This window comes from Streptomyces sp. P3 (assembly GCF_003032475.1).
Classification (GTDB): domain Bacteria; phylum Actinomycetota; class Actinomycetes; order Streptomycetales; family Streptomycetaceae; genus Streptomyces.
The window spans coordinates 3,998,783-4,018,090 of sequence record NZ_CP028369.1 but is presented as its reverse complement, the minus strand read 5'-3'; the positions used below and the strand labels follow the sequence as shown (position 1 = coordinate 4,018,090).

Here is a 19,308-nt window from a genome sequence, read left to right as displayed (position 1 = left end):
GCGAAGCCTGCGGGCGCGCCGGACGCGCCGGTGGAGCAGACCGGGCCGGGGCTTCGGTCTGCTCCACCGGGGTCGTGCCTCCCGGGTCCGCTAGCGCGTCGTCCTGGCGAACACCGCCACGGTCCGGGCCGGTACGGCGAACGTGCCGGACGCGCTGTCGTACGACGAGGCCCGCACGGTGGCGTCCCCACCCGCCGCCTGCACCGGATGCAGCCGGTACCCCGCGCCCGCGAGCGGGGCCACCGTCTGGCGCTGCTCGGTGGGCGTCGCGTTGAAGACGACGACCAGGTCGCCGAGCTCCATGGTGATCACTCCGGGCGTCTGCTTCCCGCCGGACAGCGGGAAGGACAGGTGCGCCTGCACCTGGGCGGCCGTCCCGAGGGAGAACGCCTTCTCCGTGGTGCGGATCCGCAGCAGGTCCCGGTAGGCGGCGGAGGCCGCCGTGATCTGCGGGCAGCCCACCTCGACCGAGGTCAGCACCGGCTTGGCGTAGGGCCACTTGGACGCGTTGTCGGCGGCCGGCGGCAGTCCGCGGCCGAAGCCGTTGCCGGCCGCGCAGTCCCAGTGGATCGCGTTGAACCAGTCGCCGCTGTCGAAGGAGTTGCGGTCCAGGGACTTCGAGCGCAGCAGGTCGGTGCCTGCCTGGGACAGCGCCGGGCCCTGGGAGAGGGCCGCGGTCGCCATGGCGAGGACCTGCATACGGGAGCGGTCGGCGGCGGAGGTGCCGGACGGCAGCTTGTAGGCGAGGGCGTCGAACAGCGACTCGTTGTCGTGCGCGTCGGCGTAGGCGAGGGCGTCGCCGGGTGCGTCGGCGTAGCCGGCCGGGGCCCCGTTGTAGTCGACCTCGGCGCCGGTGACCTCCTTGCCGTCGGCGTCGGAGAAGCGGTACGCGGCCAGGTTTCCGGACAGCCCGACCTTGATGAGGTCCTGGTAGTGCAGCAGTCGCGTCCGCTGCTCGGCGGAGGTGCCGTTGGCCTTGGAGGAGTTGGGATCGGTGTAGAGGCCGGAGGCGAAGCCCTGCACGCCGGGGTCCCCGTCGAACGGGCCGCCGCCGCGTACCGCGTCCCGCGCGCGGTCGGAGAACGTCGCGACACCGGTTCCCGCCATGTTCCGCTGCGTGGCCTGCACGAAGCGGGCGTCGTCGGCGACCTCGCCGAAGTTCCAGCCCTCGCCGTAGAGGATGATCCTCTTTCCGTCGACGCCGTCCTTGGCGGGCGTCAGCGCGTCCAGCGCCCGCCGCACCGCGAGGATGTTGGCCTTCGGGTGGTGTCCCATGAGGTCGAAGCGGAAGCCGTCGACCTTGTACTCCTTGGCCCAGGTGACGACGGAGTCGACGACCAGCTTGCCCATCATGGCGTTCTCGGTCGCCGTGTTGGCACAGCACGTGCTCGTGGCGACCGAGCCGTCGGCGAGCAGTCGCTGGTAGTAGCCGGGCACGATCCGGTCGAGGACACTCGTGCGGGCCTGTCCGCTCGCCGCCGTGTGGTTGTAGACGACGTCCATGACGACCCGGAGGCCGTCCTCGTTGAGCGCCTTCACCATCCTGCGGAATTCGACGGTACGGGCCGTGCCGTCCGGGTCGGTGGCGTAGGAGCCCTCGGGGACGGTGTAGTGGTACGGGTCGTAGCCCCAGTTGTAGGCGTCCTTGGCAGCCACGGCGGAAACGCATTCCTGCTGTTTCTCGGAGGCCGCCGGGTAGGAGGCGAGGTCGCAGGCGGGGGCGGCCTGGTCGGCCTTCTTCTCGGCGATGGTGGCGATGTCGAAGACGGGCAGCAGATGGACGTACGACGTGCCCGCCGCCGCCAGCTCCCGCAGGTGCTTCGAGCCGTCGCTGCCGCGGTCGGTGAAGGCCAGGTAGCCGCCCCGGTCCCGCGCGGGGACGGTGGTGTCCGCGACGGAGAAGTCCCGGACGTGCAGTTCCTGGATCTGTGCGTCCTCGAGCGGGACGGCCTTCGGTTTGGCGAGCGTCGACCAGCCGCCCGGGGCCAGCGACCGGTCGTCCAGGTCGACGACGAGGCTGCGCTCGGAGTCGGTGGTGAGGGCGACCGAGTAGGGGTCGGTGACCTTGTTGACGACGACCTTGCCGGCGGCGGGCGCCCATACCGTCACGGCGTACCGGTAGGGCTTGTTCTTCCACGAGCCGGGGCCGGTCACGGACCAGACGCCGGTCGTGTCGTTGCGCTTCATCCGCACGGTGGAGCCGTCGAGCTCCAGTGAGACCTGCCGGGCCGTCGGGGCCCAGACGGCCAGCGTGGGACGGCCGTTGCGGAAGGTCGGCCCGAGCCGGGCGGCGGTGGCCCCGGCGTACAGGTCGTCCAGCACGCCGGCGATCTGCACACCCGTCGCCGACAGCACCGCGCCGTTCACGGCCCTTTGCGAGGCCACGACCTGGCCGGTCAGCGCCTCGCGCACCCGGCCGCGGTCCCGCGGGTCGACGGACCAGGCGGTGTAGGCGGCGAGATGCGGGAACTTCGCCTTCTGGGCGTCGGTGAGAGCGGTCTTCGTCAGCCGGAGCCACTTGGCCGCGCCGGTCAGTGCGCCGTCCGCGACGGCGATCGCGCCCTTGTCGCTGTACAGCAGCTGGGTGGAGGCGGCGGCCGGCGAGCCGTTCCAGGCGACCGTGTTCCGGTCCATCCAGACCGCCTTGGCGGTGGTGAGGTCGAGCGCGGCGGCCGATCCCGCGGGCTGCGGGAGCAGGTACTTCTCCTGGCCGTTCAGCAGCCACACCTCGTGGCCGGTACTCGTCAGGTTCAGCGACTGGTCGGAGGGCAGGTCCTTCTCGTCGCCCCTGTGCAGGATGTACCCGAGGCTGGTGGCGTTCGCGGCGAGCGGCACCTCGAAGACCGCGCCGTACGCGTCGGTCCGCGCCGGCTTCAGCGGGCTCGACCACTCGGTGGGGTTCGCGGCCCCCGTCCAGGTGTGCAGACCCCAGCCGTCGTAGTTGCCGTCGGCGCGGTGGTAGTGCAGGACGGCCTTGGCCGTGTCCGGTGCCGGCTGGGCGGGCCGCTCCGTGCGGACGTCCGCCGAGCCCTGCTCGATCCAGACCTCGCCGGTCGCGGTGACGTCGATGGCGCGGTCGGCGGAGACGTCCTTGTCACCGTCCTTGTCGATGACGAGGAATCCGACGCTCGAGGCGCCCGGCTTGAGCTTGACGTAGGCGAAGGCGCCGTAGGCGTCGCGTCCGGTGAAGGGGTGGCTCGCGGGCCAGGTGGTCGCCTCGCCGTCGGCCAGGTCGCCCCAGGCGTACAGACCCCAGTCGGCGTAGTCGCCGCCGGCGCGCTTGTAGTGGACGATCGCGTAGTCACGGGAGGAGGCGGTGGGCGTCTCCTCCGCGGGCGGGGCGCCGGTGACGCTCGACGCCGTCGCGCTCGCGGTGCGGCCCGCGGAGTCGATCACCACCGCCTTGTAGCGCAGCGCGGTGCCGGCCGGCACGTCCTCACCGATGGTCTGCGTGACCTTGTAGGGGGCGTGGTCGGCGGAGCCGAGAGTCCGCCAGCCGCCGTTGCCCGTCTGGGCGGCGAAGACGACCCGGTCGAGCTGTCCGCCCGCGACGTCGGCGCTCAGCTCGACGGTGCCGGTGGCGCCCGCGGCGGGGGCGTGCAGGGAGACCGTCGGCCTGGCCGCGGGGGCGTGCGGCTCGCGGGCGGCCCGGAACACGACGGCCGAACCTGCGGGAACGGTTACGGTGATTTTCCCGTCGGCGCCTGCGGTGACCGTCCTGCCGGTGCCGTAGATTCCGCGGAAAGCGGTGTTCGCGGAACCGGTTGCGAACGTTGCTTCCCTCGCCGTGCCTGCGTTGTTGAAGGCGACCACGTACTCGGTCGTGTCCTTGCCGAGGCTGTTGCGCGAGAAGGCGTAGACGCCGGCCCCGCCGGCCGCGTAACGCTCGGTCTGGACGCCGTCCGCGAGGGCCGGGTGGGCCTTGCGGAGCTTCGACAGGGCGGCGATCCGGCGGTACAGCGGAGCACCGGTGTCGTAGGCGTCGCTCGCGTGGGTGCGGTCGGTGCCGATCTCGTCGTCGTCGAGGTAGTCGGCCGTGCGGGAGGCGAACATCGTCTGGCGGGCGTCCTTGTCGCCGCCGGCGCCGGTGAAGCCCTGTTCGTCGCCGTAGTAGACGACCGGGTTGCCGCGGCTGAGGAACATCAGCTCGTTGGCGAACCCGTCCTTGGCGAGCAGTTCGGCGTCGGTCGCCTTCGGGTCGTCCTGGTTCAGGAAGTACCCGATGCGGCCCATGTCGTGGTTGCCGAGGAAGGTGACCTGCTCGTACGCGTTGGCCTTGTCGGTCGTGTACTTGTAGTCGTCGCCGAACACGGCCGCGAGCTTCTTCGCGCTGCCGCCCTGGGAGGCGTACTGGCGGGCCGCCTCCTGGAAGGGGAAGTCGAGCGTCGCGTCGAGGCGGCCCCGGGTGACGTACGGCGAGGTGATCGACGTGTCGGCGGAGTAGACCTCGCCGAACATGAAGAACTTGTCACGGCCCTGCTTCTTCGCGTACGCGTCCAGGGCCGTCGCCCATCGGGTCCAGAACTCCATGTTCACGTGCTTCACCGTGTCGATCCGGAAGCCGTCGATCCGGAAGTCCCGCACCCACCGCTGGTAGATCTTCTCCATCCCGCTGACGACCTCGGGACGCTCGGTCCACAGGTCGTCGAGCCCGGAGAAGTCGCCATAGGTGGTCGACTCACCGGCGTAGGTCGAGTCACCGCGGTTGTGGTACATCGTCGGGTCGTTGAGCCAGGAGGGGACCTTGGCGGTCCGCTGCGCGGCGGTGACCGTCGGGGTGCGCGGGAAGGAACCGGCGTCCACGGCCGGGAACTTCGTGCCGCCTGCCGCGTAGTCCGCGTCGTCGAAGGGCTCGCCGCCCTTCGTCAGGTACGGGAAGGCTCCCTTGGACAGGTACTCGTAGGACTTCTCCTCGTAGTCGACGACATCGGCCGTGTGGTTGGTGATGACGTCGAAGAAGACCTTCATGCCCTTGGCGTGCGCCTGGGAGATGAGGGTCTCCAGGTCCTTGTTGGTGCCGAAGTGCGGGTCGACCTGGGTGAAGTCGGTGATCCAGTAGCCGTGGTAGCCGGCCGAGGCTCCCCCGGAGCCGGACGCCTGGGAGGTGCCCCCGTTGCCGGCGCCCTGCACGGGCCGGTTCTTGAAGATCGGCGCCATCCAGATGGCGGTGGTGCCGAGGCCCTTGATGTAGTCGAGGCGCCGGGTCAGGCCCTGGAGGTCGCCGCCCTGGTAGAAGCCCTTGTCGGTGGGGTCGTAGCCGGTGGTCAGGCGGGAGCCGGTCAGTCCGCCCCGGTCGTTGGCGGTGCTGCCGTTGGCGAAGCGGTCCGGCATGACGAAGTAGAACTGCTCACGCGTGTCGTCGTGCCGGGCGGGCTCGGCGGCGAGCCTGGCGTCGGAGGGCGGCGCGGGCGGGCTGTCGGCGCGCGCGGCGAGCGGCTGGAGCAGTGCGGCGGCGAGGGCCGCCGCGGTGACGGCGGCCACCCGTCCGGTGCGGGCGGTGCGGCGCGTCCGGGGCGCGGGCCATCTCGGTATCACAGGCGGGAACTCCTTGCGGCTGCGGCTCTGTCGGGTCCGACCCCTGCGCCCGGGGCTGCTGCGTCACCGGGCGTCCGCGCGACCGTATCGCCGACGCAACCTTTACAGCAAGGGTCATGAAAGAACGGGAAAGAACTTTCACGACCCTTGCCCCCAACGGCTCCGTCAGCAGGTGGATTTGCCCGCGTAGAGCGCCAGCGCCGTGTTGGCGCCCAGCGTCGCCGTGAACTGCCCGGAGGAGTTCACGGTGACGTTCGTGTTGTTCTGGATGTTGCAGTAGGCGCCCGCGGGCAGCCCGGTCTGGAAGGTCCGACTCAGCGAGCCGCTCTCGTGGTTGACGGCCACGTACCCCTTCGAGCCCCGCCCGAAGGCGATCGCGTCGCCGCCGTTGTCCCACCAGTTGCCGACCGGCTCGCCGCGCGTGGCGTTACGGAAGGCCACCATGCGGGAGATCTCCGGCCAGGCGTGCTGACACTTCCAGCCGTCCTGCCAACAGGCGTTGACAGTGCCGCCGTTGGGCGGCCCGGCGTCCGCGTTCGACCACTCGTAGCCGGAGTTCACGTCCGGCGCCCCGTACGGGTACGCCAGCATGAAGACGTTGGCGAGGGTGTAGTTCGCGCCGTCCTTGTAGTTCAGGGTCGATCCGTTGCGCTCGGTGTCGTGGTTGTCGACGAAGACGCCCGCGACCGAGTTGTTCAGGTAGCCCCAGCCCTCCCCGTAGTTCTTCAGGTAGGCGAGGTTCTCGTTGTTGAAGACCCGCTTGAGGTCGTAGGCGTAGCGGAACTCCTGGACGTCCCCGTTGCCGGTGTACTCGGTGGGCTGGACGGCCTCCGACCGGCCGTAGATGACCTCCTGCTTCCAGTACACGCCCGGCTTGGTCAGCCGCGACCTGATGTCGGCGAGGTCGGCCGCGTCGATGTGCTTGGCCGCGTCGATGCGGAAGCCGTCGACGCCCAGGGTGAGCAGGTCGTTCAGGTATCCGGCGACGGTCCTGCGGACGTACTCCTCGCCGGTGTCCAGGTCGGCCAGCCCGACGAGTTCGCAGTGCTGGACGTTCCAGCGGTCGGTGTAGTCGGAGATCTGGGCGGTGCAGTCGTCGAAGTCGTAGGACGAGTACAGGCCGGGGTAGCCGTACTTGGTGTACGACGACCCGCCGGTGCCGGTGCCGTTGCCGGCCGCCATGTGGTTGACGACGGAGTCGACGACGACCTTCACACCGGCCGCGTGACAGGTGTTCACCATGTTCTGGAACGCCGTGCGGTCGCCGAGCCGGCCCGCGATCCGGTAGCTGACGGGCTGGTAGGACGTCCACCACTGCGCGCCCTGTATGTGCTCGGCGGGCGGGGAGACCTGCACGTAGCCGTAGCCGGCGGGGCCGAGGGCGGTGGTGCACTCCTTGGCGACCGAGGCGAAGTTCCACTCGAAGAGGACGGCGGTGACGTCCTTGGCTCCGGGCGGGGCGGCGGCGGCGGTGGGGGCGCCGGGGAGGACGACGACGGCCGCGGCGGCGGCCAGGGCGAGGGCGCCCGTAAGGGGTCTGCTGGGTGTCATGTGGGGTTCCTTCGTCGTTGAAGGCTCTTGCTGCAATCTTTCAGAAACCTTGCGGTGGCGTGATGTTAAGGGAACGCCGCCCGGAAAGGGCAGAGGAACGACGTGAAGGAACGGAAAGAAATGACGCCGGGCCCGCCGCTCCGGTGGGAGCGGCGGGCCCGGCGGACCGGCGGAGGGTTCCGAGGACGCGTGGGTCAGGCGGTCGTCCACCACACGGTGGTGTCCGCGGGGAGCTTGGCCTCGCCGTCCGCCTCCGCGATCTCGCCGCTGGCGAGCAGGATGCGGCCGTGCACCGGCGTGCGCACCGACTCACCGGAGGTGTTCGCCACGCACACGAACTCCCCGCGGCGGAAGGCCAGTACACCCTCCGGGGCCTTCAGCCACTCCACCGAGTCACCGGCGCCCAGGTCGGGCCGTTCACGGCGTACGGCGAGGGCGGTGCGGTACAGCTCCAGCGTCGAGTCCGGCACGCCGTCCTGCGCCTCGACGCTCAACTCGCCCCAGTGCGGCGGCTGGGGCAGCCAGCTGCCGCCGGTACCGAAGCCGTAGGAGGAGCCCTCGCGGGTCCACGGGATCGGGACGCGGCAGCCGTCGCGGAAGCCGTCCTGGCCCGCGCCGCGGAAGTACGCCGGGTCCTGGCGCACCTCGTCGGGCAGGTCGACGACGTCCGGCAGGCCGAGCTCCTCGCCCTGGTAGACGTACGACGAGCCGGGGAGCGCCAGCATCAGCAGGGTCGCCGCGCGGGCGCGGCGCAGGCCGAGCGCGCGGTCGCCGGCCGTGCGGATCTGGGTGCCGAGGCCGGGCGGGTTGGCGAAGCGGGTGGCGTGCCGGGTGACGTCGTGGTTGGACAGCACCCAGGTGGCGGGCGCGCCGACCGGGCGCATCGCGTCCAGCGTGCGGTCGACGACCTCGCGCAACTCCTTCGCGTCCCAGGCGGTGCTCAGGTACTGGAAGTTGAACGCCTGATGGAGCTCGTCGGGGCGGACGTAGTTCGCGGTGCGTTCGACGGTCGGGGTCCAGGCCTCGGCGACGAAGATGCGCCCGTCCGTCTCCCGCCACCGCCCTTCCGGCGAATGCCCTTCGGGCTCCTTCCTTTCCGAGTACTCGTCGAGGATGAGCCGCCACTGGCGGTAGATCTCGTGGACGCCGTCCTGGTCGAAGAACGGCATGACATCGTTGCCCAGCAGCTTGAGCTGCTCGTGGGAGCCGAGGTCCGGCAGACCGGGCGCCTTGACCAGGCCGTGGGCGACGTCGATGCGGAAGCCGTCGACGCCCATGTCCAGCCAGAATCGCAGGATCGAGCGGAACTCGTCCCCGACCGCCGGGTGTTCCCAGTTGAAGTCGGGCTGCTCGGGGGCGAAGAGGTGCAGGTACCACTCTCCGGCCGAACCGTCGGGCTCGGTCACCCGCGTCCAGGCCGGGCCGCCGAAGATGGACTCCCAGTCGTTGGGCGGGAGTTCGCCGTTCGCTCCCTTGCCGGGGCGGAAGTGGTAGCGGTCGCGCAGGGGTGAGCCGGGGCCGTCCGCGAGCGCGCGCCTGAACCACTCGTGCTGGTCGGAGGAGTGGTTGGGGACCAGGTCGACGATGATCCGCAGGCCCAGTTCCCGGGCGTCGCGGATGAGCGCGTCGGCGTCGAGCAGGTTGCCGAACATCGGGTCGACGGCACGGTAGTCGGCGACGTCGTAGCCGGCGTCGGCCTGCGGCGAGGCGTAGAAGGGGCTGAGCCACACGGCGTCCACACCGAGGTCGCGCAGGTACGGGAGACGGGAGCGTACGCCTTCCAGGTCGCCCATGCCGTCGCCGTTGCTGTCGGCGAAGCTGCGCGGGTACACCTGGTAGATCACCGCGTCCCGCCACCAGTCGCGGCGCTGGGCGACGGTGGCGACGGCCGAGGTGGGGGCGGGGGCCGGGGCTGCGGGCTGCTGGCTCATGGCGTCCTTGGGGCGATCGGGGTTCCCCGCTCGAGCGGGGTCGAGCGGGGAGGAGTCGTTCGGTCAGAGGTACGGCGGCGGGTGACGAGGCGGCCGCGGTCACAGCGGGGTCGGATGGTGACCGCGGCCGCCCCGGGTCCACGGAGGGCCGGGCAGGTCCGGCGAGGCGACGGCGGTGCCCGTCACCCCTTGGTGCCGCCCGCGGTGAGGCCGGTCACCAGGTTCTTCTGCACGAGGTAGAAGAACACGGCGGCCGGTATCGCGATCAGCACCGCGGTGGCGGCCATCAGGTTGCGCTGGGCGTCGTGTTCGCTGACGAAGGACTGCAGACCGACGGCGAGCGTGTACTTGTCGTCGCTGAGCATGAACGTCGAGGCGAACGCGACCTCGCTGAAGGCGGTGAGGAAGTTGTAGAAGGCGGCTACCGCGAGACCGGGCTTGGCGAGCGGCAGGATCAGCCGGAAGAAGGTGCCGAACGGGGTGAGCCCGTCCACGCGCCCCGCCTCGTCGATCTCGAAGGGGATGGTGTCGAAGTACCCCTTGAGCAGCCAGGCGCTGTACGGGATGACGGTCGTGCAGTAGACGAGGATCAGGCCGAGGTAGTTGTCGATGAGCTGCAGGTCCGAGAGGATCTGGTACATCGGCACCATCAGCACGGCGACCGGGAACATCTGGGTGACCAGCAGCACCCACATGAACTTCTTGTAGCCGGGGAAGCGCATGCGGGACACGGCGTAGCCGGTGGTGGCGGCGATGAGCACACCGATGGCGGTCGTACCGAGCGTGACGATGAGCGAGCTCTTCAACCAGTTGAAGAACTCGGTGTGTTCGACGACGAACGTGTAGTTCGCGAACGTCATCTTGTCCCAGATACCGCCCGGGTGGAGGTAGTCGTCCTTGTCCGGGCCGAGGGACAGATAGACCAGCCAGGCGATCGGGAAGAGCGCGATCAGGCTCGCGGCGATCAGGACGCCGTGCGAGGCGAGGGAGCCTGCGAGGCTGTTCTCGCCGCGCCGCCGGGCCCGGCGCGAGGCCTTCGGGGGGCGCCCGCCGCCCGCCGCGGCGGAGGTCTCGACTGTGGTGCTGCTCATGGGAACTCCTGCCTCAGATCGCGAGCTGCTGCTCGTTGCGGTTCAGCCAGCGGCGGTAGAACGAGGTGAAGACGATCAGGATGGCCAGCAGCAGGATGCCGTACGCGGCCGACTGGGCGAAGTCACGCGGCTGCTGTCCGAAGCCGAGGTAGTAGGCCCAGGTGACGAGGATCTGCGCGTCCGGGGCGGTGTTGCCGAACAGCAGGAAGATCACGGCGAACTGGTTGAACGTCCAGATGACGCCCAGCAGGACGACGGTGGAGCTGACCGACCTCAGTCCCGGCAGGGTGACGTACCGGAATCGCTGCCAGGCGCTCGCGCCGTCCATCTCGGCGGCCTCGTAGAGCGAGGCGTCGATGGCCTGCAGGCCGCCGAGCAGCGAGATCATCATGAACGGCACACCGCACCAGGTGTTGACCATGATCGCGGCGAACCGCTGCCAGAACGTGTCCTCGAGCCACAGCGGCGACGGCAGGTGCAGGAAGTCCAGCGCGGAGTTGATGATGCCGCCGTCGGCGAGCATGAAGCGCCAGCCGAACACGGTCACGAAGGTGGGCACCGCCCACGGCAGCACCAGGATCAGCCGGTACAGGGTGCGCCCGCGCAACTTCTGGTTGAGGAGCAGGGCGAGGCCGAGTCCGATGCCGTAGTGCAGGGCCACGCAGGCCGCCGTCCACACGATCGTCCAGAGGAAGTGCGACCAGAAGCGGTCGTAGGCCGTCGGGCCCCACAGGATGTCGGCGTAGTTGTCGAGGCCGATGAACTTGTAGGTGGCGTCGATGTGGTTGACGCCGATGGTGCGGGCCGTGTTGAGGCTGTTGGCGTCGGTCAGCGTCAGGTACAGGCCGTACACCAGGGGGTACAGCACGAGGACGCCGAGGACGACCGCCACCGGGGCGATCATCGCGTACGCGTACCAGTGCTTCTGGTAGCCACGCCTGAGGCGGCCGGCCGGTCCGGTCCCCGGCTCACGGTCACCGCGGCGCTTGCCGGTCGCGCGGTCGATGGCGACTGTCATGGTTCGACACCTTCTGGATCTTCACGCTGGATCGTCGACGGGGGGCTGCGGCTCGGAGCTCACAGGCCGGTGGCCGCCGGATCTCTCCCCTCCACGATCTGGAAGATCCGGCGGCCGCTCGGGCTCACTTGCTGAAGTCGGGCACCAGCTTGGCGATGGCGAGCTCAGCGTTGCCCAGTCCCTTGTCGAGGGTCTCCTTGCCACCCGCGATCTTGGGCAGTTCGGTGTCCAGCGGACCCCACAGCGAGCTGTACTCCGGCAGCGCCGGGCGCGGCTGGGCGGCGGCCAGCACCGTCTGGTAGCCGGCGATGCCCGGGTCGGCCTTGACGGCCGCGGTGTAGGCGTCGTCGCGGGTGGGCAGCGTGGAGTTCTTCTGGGCGATGGTCGCCTGGGACGCGGCGGAGGTCATGAAGTCGACGAACTTCAGCGCGGCAGCCTGGTGGGCCTTGTCGGAGCCGGCGTAGACCGAGAGGTTGTGGCCGCCGGTCGGGGCGCCCGCCTTGCCGGTGGAACCGGCCGGGACGGTGGCGATGCCGAGGTTGGCCTTGTCCTTGAAGGCGCTGCCCTTGTAGAAGTTCGTGATCTCCCAGGGGCCCTGGATGATCGCGGCGACCTTGCCGTTGACGAACGCGTCCTGGATGTGGGCGTAGGCGTCGGCGGTGGTGTCGGCCTTGTGCAGGCCCTTGCCGTCGAAGAGGCCGAGCCAGGTGCCGTACGCCTTCTTCGCGGCCGCCGAGTTGACGGTGATCTTCTTGGCGTCGGCGTCGACGGTGTCGGTGCCCTCGCCGTAGAGGAACGACTGCGCGTAGTAGGCCTGCGTGGAGCCCCAGTAGCCGTCGACGCCGGTCTTGGCCTTGACGGTGGCAGCGGCGGTCTTCAGCTCGTCCCAGCTCTTGGGAGCCGCGGTGATGCCGGCCTTGGCGAAGAGGTCCTTGTTGTAGACCAGCGCGAGCGTGTCCGTGACCAGCGGGACACCGTACGTCTTGCCCTCGTACTTGGCCTGCTCCAGCAGGTTGGACTTGAACTTCGCCTGGTCCTTGAGGGCGTCCGTGCCGTCCAGCGGCAGGAAGTAGCCCTTCTTGGCGAAGGCGGGGGTCCAGCCGACCTCGGAGCGCAGGATGTCCGGGGCGCCGGACGCGCCGGCGGCCGTGTCGAACTTGTTCTGCGCCTGGTCGAAGGGCACGTTGACGTACTTGACCTTGACGTCCTTGTTGGCCGCCTCGAACTGCTTGACCAGGGCCTGGTACGTCGGCGCCTCATTGGTGGCGTTGGAGGTGTCCCACCAGGTGATGGTGACCGGCCCGGACGAGTCGTCACTGCCGCTGTCGTCTCCGCCGCAGGCCGTCGCCGCGAGGGCGAGGGACGCCACCAGCGCGGTGGCCGCTATGCCACGCCGCATGAGTTTCTCCTTGAGGGTGAGAGCCCGTATAGCTGCGGGAAGCGGTCCCGTCCGCTGTTCCCGCCGGCTCCGACGCGCCGTTGCCGCCGTCGAGCGACGTGAACGTAACAGCCCTGCAAGCGGCACGAAAGACCTTGCAGAAAAAAAGTGCAAGAACCGTCCGAAGTTATCCGCACGTGACCCTGACGTGACCTCCGCTCGACCGCTGTGAGACCGTTGTTGTCGCGGTTGAACGGCCCCACGACGGGGCACGCCACCGTTGTGCAAGACTCTGCAAGCTCTTGCCACGACTTTCACGAGGGAGCGCGATGACGCAGCAGGCCGGAGCGGGCCGTCCGACAGGTCGCCCGCGGCATCCGATCGGTGTGCAAGTCGGCACCCGACCGGTACAGTCCACCCCTGTGACCACACGGCTTGCCGACATCGCTGCGCAGGCGGGGGTGAGCGAAGCGACCGTCAGCCGCGTTCTCAACGGCAAGCCCGGTGTCGCCGCCACCACCCGCCAGTCCGTGCTCGCCGCTCTGGACGTCCTCGGCTACGAACGCCCGGTCCGGTTGCGCCAGCGCAGTGCGGGGCTGGTCGGTCTGATCACGCCGGAGCTGGAGAACCCGATATTCCCGGCCCTGGCCCAGGTCATCGGACAGGCGCTGACCCGCCAGGGCTACACCCCCGTCCTCGCCACCCAGACGCCGGGCGGCTCCACGGAGGACGAGCTGACCGAGATGCTGGTCGACCGCGGCGTCGCCGGCATCATCTACGTCTCCGGACTGCACGCGGACACCACGGCCGACATGCAGCGCTACGAGCAGCTGCGCGCCCAGGGCGTTCCCTTCGTCCTGGTCGACGGCTTCTCCCCGAAGGTCCAGGCCCCGTTCATCTCGCCCGACGACCGTGCGGCGATGACCCTGGCGGTGACCCACCTCGTCTCCCTCGGGCACACCCGGGTGGGACTGGCTCTCGGCCCCAAGCGCTTCGTGCCGGTCCAGCGCAAGATCGAGGGCTTCGTGCGCGCCATGCAGGAGCAGCTGCGGCTGAACCCGGAGACCATCGAGACCGAACTGGTCCAGCACTCCCTGTACACCCTGGAAGGGGGCCAGGCCGCGACCACGGCCCTGATCGACCGGGGCTGCACGGCGATCGTCTGCGCCAGCGACATGATGGCGCTGGGCGCGATAAGGGCGGCCAGGCAGCGCGGTCTCGCGGTCCCCCGGGACGTCTCGGTGGTCGGCTTCGACGACTCCCCGCTGATCGCCTTCACCGACCCGCCGCTGACGACGGTGCGCAAGCCGGTGCCGGCGATGGGCCAGGCCGCCGTCCGCACGCTCCTGGAGGAGATCGGCGGGACGCCCGCGCCGCACAGCGAGTTCGTGTTCATGCCGGAGCTGGTGGTGCGGGGTTCCACCGCCTCGGCGCCGGGCGACCGCGCCCGCGTCTAGGGCGTGTTTCGACGGCCTCTGACGCGACCTGGCGGCAACCGGGCGAAATCGGTTGCCGGCCCTCACCGAGCGTAGCCGTCCGCAGCGGGTGGGGCAGCCGATCACGCTAGGACGAGAACCCTCCGCGGATGCGATCGCCCCAGGCTCCGGGAACCCGGAAGCCTCTCCCGCGCACCGGGAAAAGATGAAGGGCGTCCATCGCCCCAAGGCGTGCAAAACTGACCCGACCGCGGGATGATCGGACAAAGAGGTCTTTTCTGGCAGACTTTGGGTCCATGGGTGAATCGACTGTGACGCCACTGGAAGGCCGCGACCAGGCCCTTCCGCAGGCCGTCACGGCCCGGACCCGGCGTCGTCGTCTCGTTCACGTCCGCAGCCCCCGCCGACCGCGCCTCTGGTTCGAGATCCTTCTCATCGCGGTGAGTTACTGGGTGTACTCCCTCGTGCGCAACGCGGTCCCGGAACAGCGTTCCGAAGCGTTGCGCAACACCGACTGGATCTGGCGGGCCGAGCACGGTCTCGGCATCGCCGTGGAGGAGTCCGTCAACCACGCGGTGAACTCGGTGACCTGGCTCATCGTGAGCATGAACTACTACTACGCGACGCTGCACTTCGTCGTCACGCTGGTCGTCCTGGTGTGGCTCTACCACAGCCACCCGGGCCGCTACGCGGCGACCCGCCTGGTCCTGTTCGCCACCACGGCAGTGGCCCTGGCCGGCTACTACCTGTACCCGTTGGCGCCCCCACGTCTGATGCCGCGCGGCGGCTTCGTCGACACGGTGATGGTCCACCGGACATGGGGGTCGATGGCGTCCGGCGACCTCAAACACATGTCGAACCAGTACGCCGCCATGCCGTCCATGCACATCGGCTGGTCCCTGTGGTGCGGCCTGACCGTGTTCGCCCTGGCCCGGCTTCCCTGGGTGCGCGTCCTCGGCCTGCTCTATCCGATGGCGACCCTGGTGGTCATCGTGGCCACCGCCAACCACTTCTGGCTGGACGCGGTCGGCGGCCTCCTCTGCCTCGCCTTCGGCTTCACCGTGGCCGGCCTCTGGTACGGCGCCCTGCCGTACGCCCTGCCGAGGACCGTCCCCCACACGCGGCGGGACGGCCTCCGGGCCGCGCGACGACGACGGCGCCCCTGGCACGTCCACAAGGCCACGACACCGCGCGACTCCGCGGGCTCCCCCGACCCCCGAACGCCCGGCGGCTCCCCCGCGGCGCGCACCCCGGACCGGACCCCCGGCGGCACACGACAGCGGAACGGCTCCCCGGACACGCGCACGCCGGGCGACCTTCCTGACGTGCGCACGCCGGGCGGCCCTCCGGGCGTGTGGTCGGCCGGCAGCCGCACGGACAGCTGAGCCGGCCCGTCGTCCGCGCCCAACCACCGGCCGTCGTCCCCCGCCCCTCCCGGCCGGAGTCCCCCGCTCGCCCCGCCGTCGTCCACAAACCCCACCCGGCCGCCGAACGTGCCCCTCGCGACCCCCGGGGACACCGCGCGTCCCGCATCCCGCATCGGCAGAGCCGCCCGGCATCCCGCCGGAGACGCCCGCGAGCGGGTCGCGTCGCCGCCACGAGCGACCCGCCGCCCCCGACCCCGGACCCGACCACGACCACGCAAACCGCCCACGGGACCGGCCGGAGCCGGGTCAGCCCGCGTAGAACAGCTCGTCCACCACGGTCCGGGCCCGGCGGGCGGTACGCCGGTAGTCGTCGAGCATGTCGCCGACGCGTCCGGGGCCGTAGCCGAGGTACCGGCCCACCGCGACCAGTTCGCGCGGGGCGGAGGGGAACGTGTCGCCGGCCCGGCCGCGCACCAGCATCACCGCGTTGCGCACCCGCGTGGCCAGCACCCACGCCTCGTCCAGCGTCGCCGCCTCCTCCGGCGGGATGAGGCCGGCGTGGCGGGCCGCGGTGAGCGCCTGCCGGGTGCGGGTGGTCCGCAGCCCCGGATGCGTCGCACCGTGCCGCATCTGGATCAGCTGCACCGTCCACTCGACGTCGGACAGGCCGCCCGGGCCGAGCTTGGTGTGCAGCTTGGGGTCGGCGCCCCGGGGCAGCCGCTCCGACTCCATCCGCGCCTTCAGCCGCCGGATCTCCCGCACGGCCTCCTCCGTGAGCCCGCCCGCCGGATACCGCAGGGGGTCGGCGAGCTCGAGGAACCTGCTCCCCAGCTCCTCGTCCCCCGCGACGACTTCGGCGCGCAGCAGCGCCTGCGACTCCCACCCCAGCGACCACCGCCGGTAATAGGCCGCGTAGGACTTCACCGTGCGTACGAGCGGCCCGGACTTGCCCTCCGGACGCAGGTCGGCGTCGACGAGCAGCGGTGGGTCGGCGCTGGGGATCTGCAGGAGCCGGCGCATCTCGGAGACGACCTTGTTGGCTGCCTCTGCGGCCTCCCGCTCGTCGACGCCCTCCCGGGGCTCGTGGACGAACAGGACGTCCGCATCGGAGCCGTAGCCCAGTTCGTGGCCGCCGAAGCGCCCCATACCGATGACAGCGAAGCGGGTGGGGAGGGTGTCGCCCCAGCCCTCGCGGACGACGGCACGCAGGGTGCCGGACAGGGTGGCGGCGGTGAGGTCGGACACGGCGCCGCCGACCAGGTCCACGAGAGCTCCCTGGTCGGCCTCGACGGGCTGCGCCTCGGTGCCGTAGGAGCCGACGATGTCCGCGGCGGCGATGCGGAACAGCTCGCGCCGGCGGACCCCGCGTGCGGCGGCGACGGCCTGCACGGCCCCGTCGGCCCGCCGCACCGCCGCGAGGATCTCCTGTTCCAGCAGCGCGCGGCCGCGCGGTTCGAGACCACCGCCGTCGCCGTCGCCGAGCAGCGCCACCGCCTCCGGCGCGCGCATCAGCAGGTCGGGGGCGAGCCGCCCGGCGGACAGCACCCGGGCGAGGTTCTCCGCCGCGGCTCCCTCGTCCCGCAACAACCGCAGGTACCAGGGGGTCTTGCCCAGGGCGTCGGAGACCTTGCGGAAGTTGAGCAGGCCCGCGTCCGGGTCGGCGGAGTCGGCGAACCATCCCAGCAGGACGGGCAGCAGGGTGCGTTGGATGGCGGCCTTGCGGGTGACGCCGGAGGCCAGCGCCTCCAGGTGGCGCAGTGCGGCGGCGGGATCGGCGTAGCCGAGCGCGACGAGTCGCTCGCGGGCCGCCTCCGCACTCAACCGGGTCTCGCCCGGGGCTAGTTGGGCCACCGCGTCGAGCAGCGGCCGGTAGAACAGCTTCTCGTGCAGCCGCCGTACGACGGACGCGTGGCGCTTCCATTCCCGGCCGAGCTCGGCGACCGGGTCGGTGCGCAGGCCGAGGGAGCGGCCGAGCCGCCGCAGGTCGGTCTCGTCCTCGGGGACCAGATGGGTCCGCCGCAGCCGGTAGAGCTGGATGCGGTGCTCCATGGAACGCAGGAAGCGGTAAGCGGCGTCGAGCTGGACCGCGTCGGCGCGCCCGACGTAGCCGCCCGTGGCGAGCGCCTGCAGGGCGTCGAGCGTGGTCCCGCTGCGCAGCGAGGCGTCGGCGCGCCCGTGCACCAGTTGCAGCAGCTGGACGGCGAACTCGACGTCCCGCAGTCCGCCGGGCCCGAGTTTGAGTTCGCGCTCGACCTCGGAGACCGGGATGTTCTCGACGACCCTGCGCCGCATGTTCTGCACGTCGACGACGAAGTTCTCCCGCTCGGCGGCCTTCCACACCATCGGCTCGACGGCGGCGACGTAGTCGGCGCCCAGGTCGAGGTCCCCGGCCACCGGCCGCGCCTTGAGCAGGGCCTGGAACTCCCAGGTCTTGGCCCACCGCTGGTAGTAGGCGAGGTGGCTGCTGAGGGTCCGCACCAGCGGGCCGTTGCGCCCCTCGGGCCGCAGGTTGGCGTCGACGGGCCAGATGGACCCTTCCACGGTGGTCTCGGAGCAGATCCGCATCATGTGCGAGGCGAGTTTGGTGGCGGCCCGCATCGCCTTGGCCTCGTCGGCCCCGTCGACGGCCTCGCCCACGAAGATGACGTCCACGTCGGACACGTAGTTCAGCTCGTGGCCGCCGCACTTGCCCATCGCGATCACGGCGAGGCGGCACAGCGCGGCGTCTTCGGGGGCGGCGGCGCGGGCCAGGCCGAGGGCGGCCCGCAGGGTGGCGGTGGCGAGGTCGGCGAGCTCGGCGGCGGTCTCGGCGACGTCGGTCGTCCCGCACACGTCGCGGGCCGCGATGGACAGCAGGCAGCGCCGGTAGGAGACGCGCAGCGACACCGGGTCGGCGGCCTCGGCGAGGCCGCGCTCGAACTCCTCCACGCCGGGGTGCAGGTCCCGGGGCTCGTAGGTGACCAGCGCCTCCCAGTCCCGCGGATGCCGGGCGAGGTGGTCGGCGAGGGCGGCGGACGCCCCCAGCACTCCCAGCAGCCGGTCCCGCAGGGGTTTGGCGGCGATCAGGGTGTCGAGCAGTTCGCGTCTCGCGGAGGGCCCGGACTGGGCCTCCACCAGCCCGACGAGACCGCGCAGCGCGAGGTCGGGGTCGGCGGTGGCGGCCAGCGCCTCCAGCAGAAAGGGGTCGTTGCGCACCGGGGACAGCTCGGGCCCGTCCAGCAGCCGCTCGGCGGCGGAGGGATCGGTGAAGCCGTGCCGCAACAGCCGAGTGAAGGTGCTGCTTCTGCGCCCCGGCGCCATCATCGAAGGCCTCCTCGTGCGATCAAGGTCGTCCGGAGTCGAGCGTAACCCTCGCCCCACGGTGGCGCTCCGGCCCGGTTTCGGGTTCTGTGGGGAACGGCGTGCCGCGACCGCCCGCGGGGCGTCGTACACAGGGACGACAAGGGAGTCACCCCATGGACATGACCCTCGAAGTAATCCTGCTGCCGGTGTCGGACGTGGACCGGGCCAAGGAGTTCTACCGCGACAGGGTGGGCTTCCACGTCGATCTCGACGGCGAGGTGATGGAGGGCGTGCGGATCGTGCAGCTCACCCCGCCCGGCTCGGGCTGTTCGATCGCCCTGGTGGACGGCCTCCAGGTCCCGACGGGCACCCCGCGGCCGGGGACGTACCACGGTATGCAGCTCTGTGTCACGGACGCGAAGGCGGCGTACGAGGAGCTGACCGCCCGGGGCCTGGACGTCACCGAGCCCCAGCAGTTCGCCCCGCAGGACGGCGCGACCTTCATGTACTTCAAGGATCCCGACGGCAACGGCTGGGCGATCCAGGAGTACCGCCGCCGCGAGACGGAGCCGCTCCACCAGGTCCTGGCGAAACCGGCCGCGCAGTAGGACCGACCGGGCCCAGACCGCCGGTGGCCGCGGGCCTGCCCGGCGGTGCGGCGAGGGCCGGCGACGCGTGAGGAACCGTATCCGGACGAACGTCTGCCGGCACGCGGGCGC

At 70.9% G+C, this 19,308-nt stretch carries 10 protein-coding genes; 3 read left to right on the top strand and 7 right to left on the bottom strand.

The genetic code is table 11. From position 1 onward, the window contains the following. Positions 1 to 90 precede the first annotated feature (90 nt). The 6 genes from pulA to C6376_RS17975 form a co-directional block, all read right to left on the bottom strand. Positions 91 to 5,535: a pullulanase-type alpha-1,6-glucosidase gene (gene pulA / locus C6376_RS18000; RefSeq protein WP_107444347.1), complete on the bottom strand. Its 5,445-nt coding sequence runs from the start codon at positions 5,533 to 5,535 to the stop codon at positions 91 to 93. A 165-nt stretch (positions 5,536 to 5,700) separates the two neighbouring features. Next, positions 5,701 to 7,086, bottom strand: a complete 1,386-nt coding sequence (locus C6376_RS17995) for an alpha-amylase family protein (RefSeq protein WP_107444346.1) — start codon at positions 7,084 to 7,086, stop codon at positions 5,701 to 5,703. Between the two features lie 194 nt (positions 7,087 to 7,280). Continuing rightward, entirely contained in the window at positions 7,281 to 9,017 is a 1,737-nt protein-coding gene (locus tag C6376_RS17990; protein ID WP_107444345.1) for a glycoside hydrolase family 13 protein, read from the bottom strand. Between the two features lie 182 nt (positions 9,018 to 9,199). Next, positions 9,200 to 10,108 carry a sugar ABC transporter permease gene (locus tag C6376_RS17985; RefSeq protein ID WP_107444344.1) on the bottom strand — a complete coding sequence of 303 codons (909 nt, stop codon included), beginning with the start codon at positions 10,106 to 10,108 and terminating at the stop codon, positions 9,200 to 9,202. Between the two features lie 13 nt (positions 10,109 to 10,121). Next, positions 10,122 to 11,126: a carbohydrate ABC transporter permease gene (locus C6376_RS17980; protein WP_107444343.1), complete on the bottom strand. Its 1,005-nt coding sequence runs from the start codon at positions 11,124 to 11,126 to the stop codon at positions 10,122 to 10,124. Between the two features lie 124 nt (positions 11,127 to 11,250). Beyond that, a complete protein-coding gene (locus tag C6376_RS17975; protein WP_107444342.1) occupies positions 11,251 to 12,525 on the bottom strand; it encodes an extracellular solute-binding protein in 1,275 nt (424 codons plus the stop codon). 401 nt (positions 12,526 to 12,926) lie between these two features. On the opposite strand from C6376_RS17975, the gene C6376_RS17970 reads away from it, so the two are divergent. Beyond that, on the top strand, positions 12,927 to 13,961 hold the full coding sequence (locus C6376_RS17970) for a LacI family DNA-binding transcriptional regulator (protein WP_107449037.1): 1,035 nt from the start codon (positions 12,927 to 12,929) through the stop codon (positions 13,959 to 13,961). 275 nt (positions 13,962 to 14,236) lie between these two features. Continuing rightward, positions 14,237 to 15,325 (top strand): phosphatase PAP2 family protein, encoded by a 1,089-nt coding sequence (locus tag C6376_RS17965; RefSeq protein ID WP_254075992.1) that lies wholly within the window; start codon positions 14,237 to 14,239, stop codon positions 15,323 to 15,325. Between the two features lie 288 nt (positions 15,326 to 15,613). Here C6376_RS17965 and C6376_RS17960 read toward each other — a convergent pair whose 3' ends face one another. Further along, positions 15,614 to 18,610, bottom strand: a complete 2,997-nt coding sequence (locus tag C6376_RS17960; RefSeq protein WP_107444341.1) for a bifunctional [glutamine synthetase] adenylyltransferase/[glutamine synthetase]-adenylyl-L-tyrosine phosphorylase — start codon at positions 18,608 to 18,610, stop codon at positions 15,614 to 15,616. 152 nt (positions 18,611 to 18,762) lie between these two features. On the opposite strand from C6376_RS17960, the gene C6376_RS17955 reads away from it, so the two are divergent. Further along, positions 18,763 to 19,197: a VOC family protein gene (locus C6376_RS17955; protein WP_107444340.1), complete on the top strand. Its 435-nt coding sequence runs from the start codon at positions 18,763 to 18,765 to the stop codon at positions 19,195 to 19,197. Positions 19,198 to 19,308: the final 111 nt, after the last annotated feature.

Excerpts from the sequence above, each read along its gene's own strand:
- C6376_RS17960 (WP_107444341.1), bottom strand. The coding sequence starts at position 18,610 with ATGATGGCGCCGGGGCGCAGAAGCAGCACCTTCACTCGGCTGTTGCGG.
- C6376_RS17955 (WP_107444340.1), top strand. The coding sequence starts at position 18,763 with ATGGACATGACCCTCGAAGTAATCCTGCTGCCGGTGTCGGACGTGGAC.
- C6376_RS17975 (WP_107444342.1), bottom strand. The coding sequence starts at position 12,525 with ATGCGGCGTGGCATAGCGGCCACCGCGCTGGTGGCGTCCCTCGCCCTC.
- C6376_RS17990 (WP_107444345.1), bottom strand. The coding sequence starts at position 9,017 with ATGAGCCAGCAGCCCGCAGCCCCGGCCCCCGCCCCCACCTCGGCCGTC.
- C6376_RS17985 (WP_107444344.1), bottom strand. The coding sequence starts at position 10,108 with ATGAGCAGCACCACAGTCGAGACCTCCGCCGCGGCGGGCGGCGGGCGC.
- C6376_RS17965 (WP_254075992.1), top strand. The coding sequence starts at position 14,237 with ATGGGTGAATCGACTGTGACGCCACTGGAAGGCCGCGACCAGGCCCTT.
- C6376_RS17980 (WP_107444343.1), bottom strand. The coding sequence starts at position 11,126 with ATGACAGTCGCCATCGACCGCGCGACCGGCAAGCGCCGCGGTGACCGT.
- C6376_RS17995 (WP_107444346.1), bottom strand. The coding sequence starts at position 7,086 with ATGACACCCAGCAGACCCCTTACGGGCGCCCTCGCCCTGGCCGCCGCC.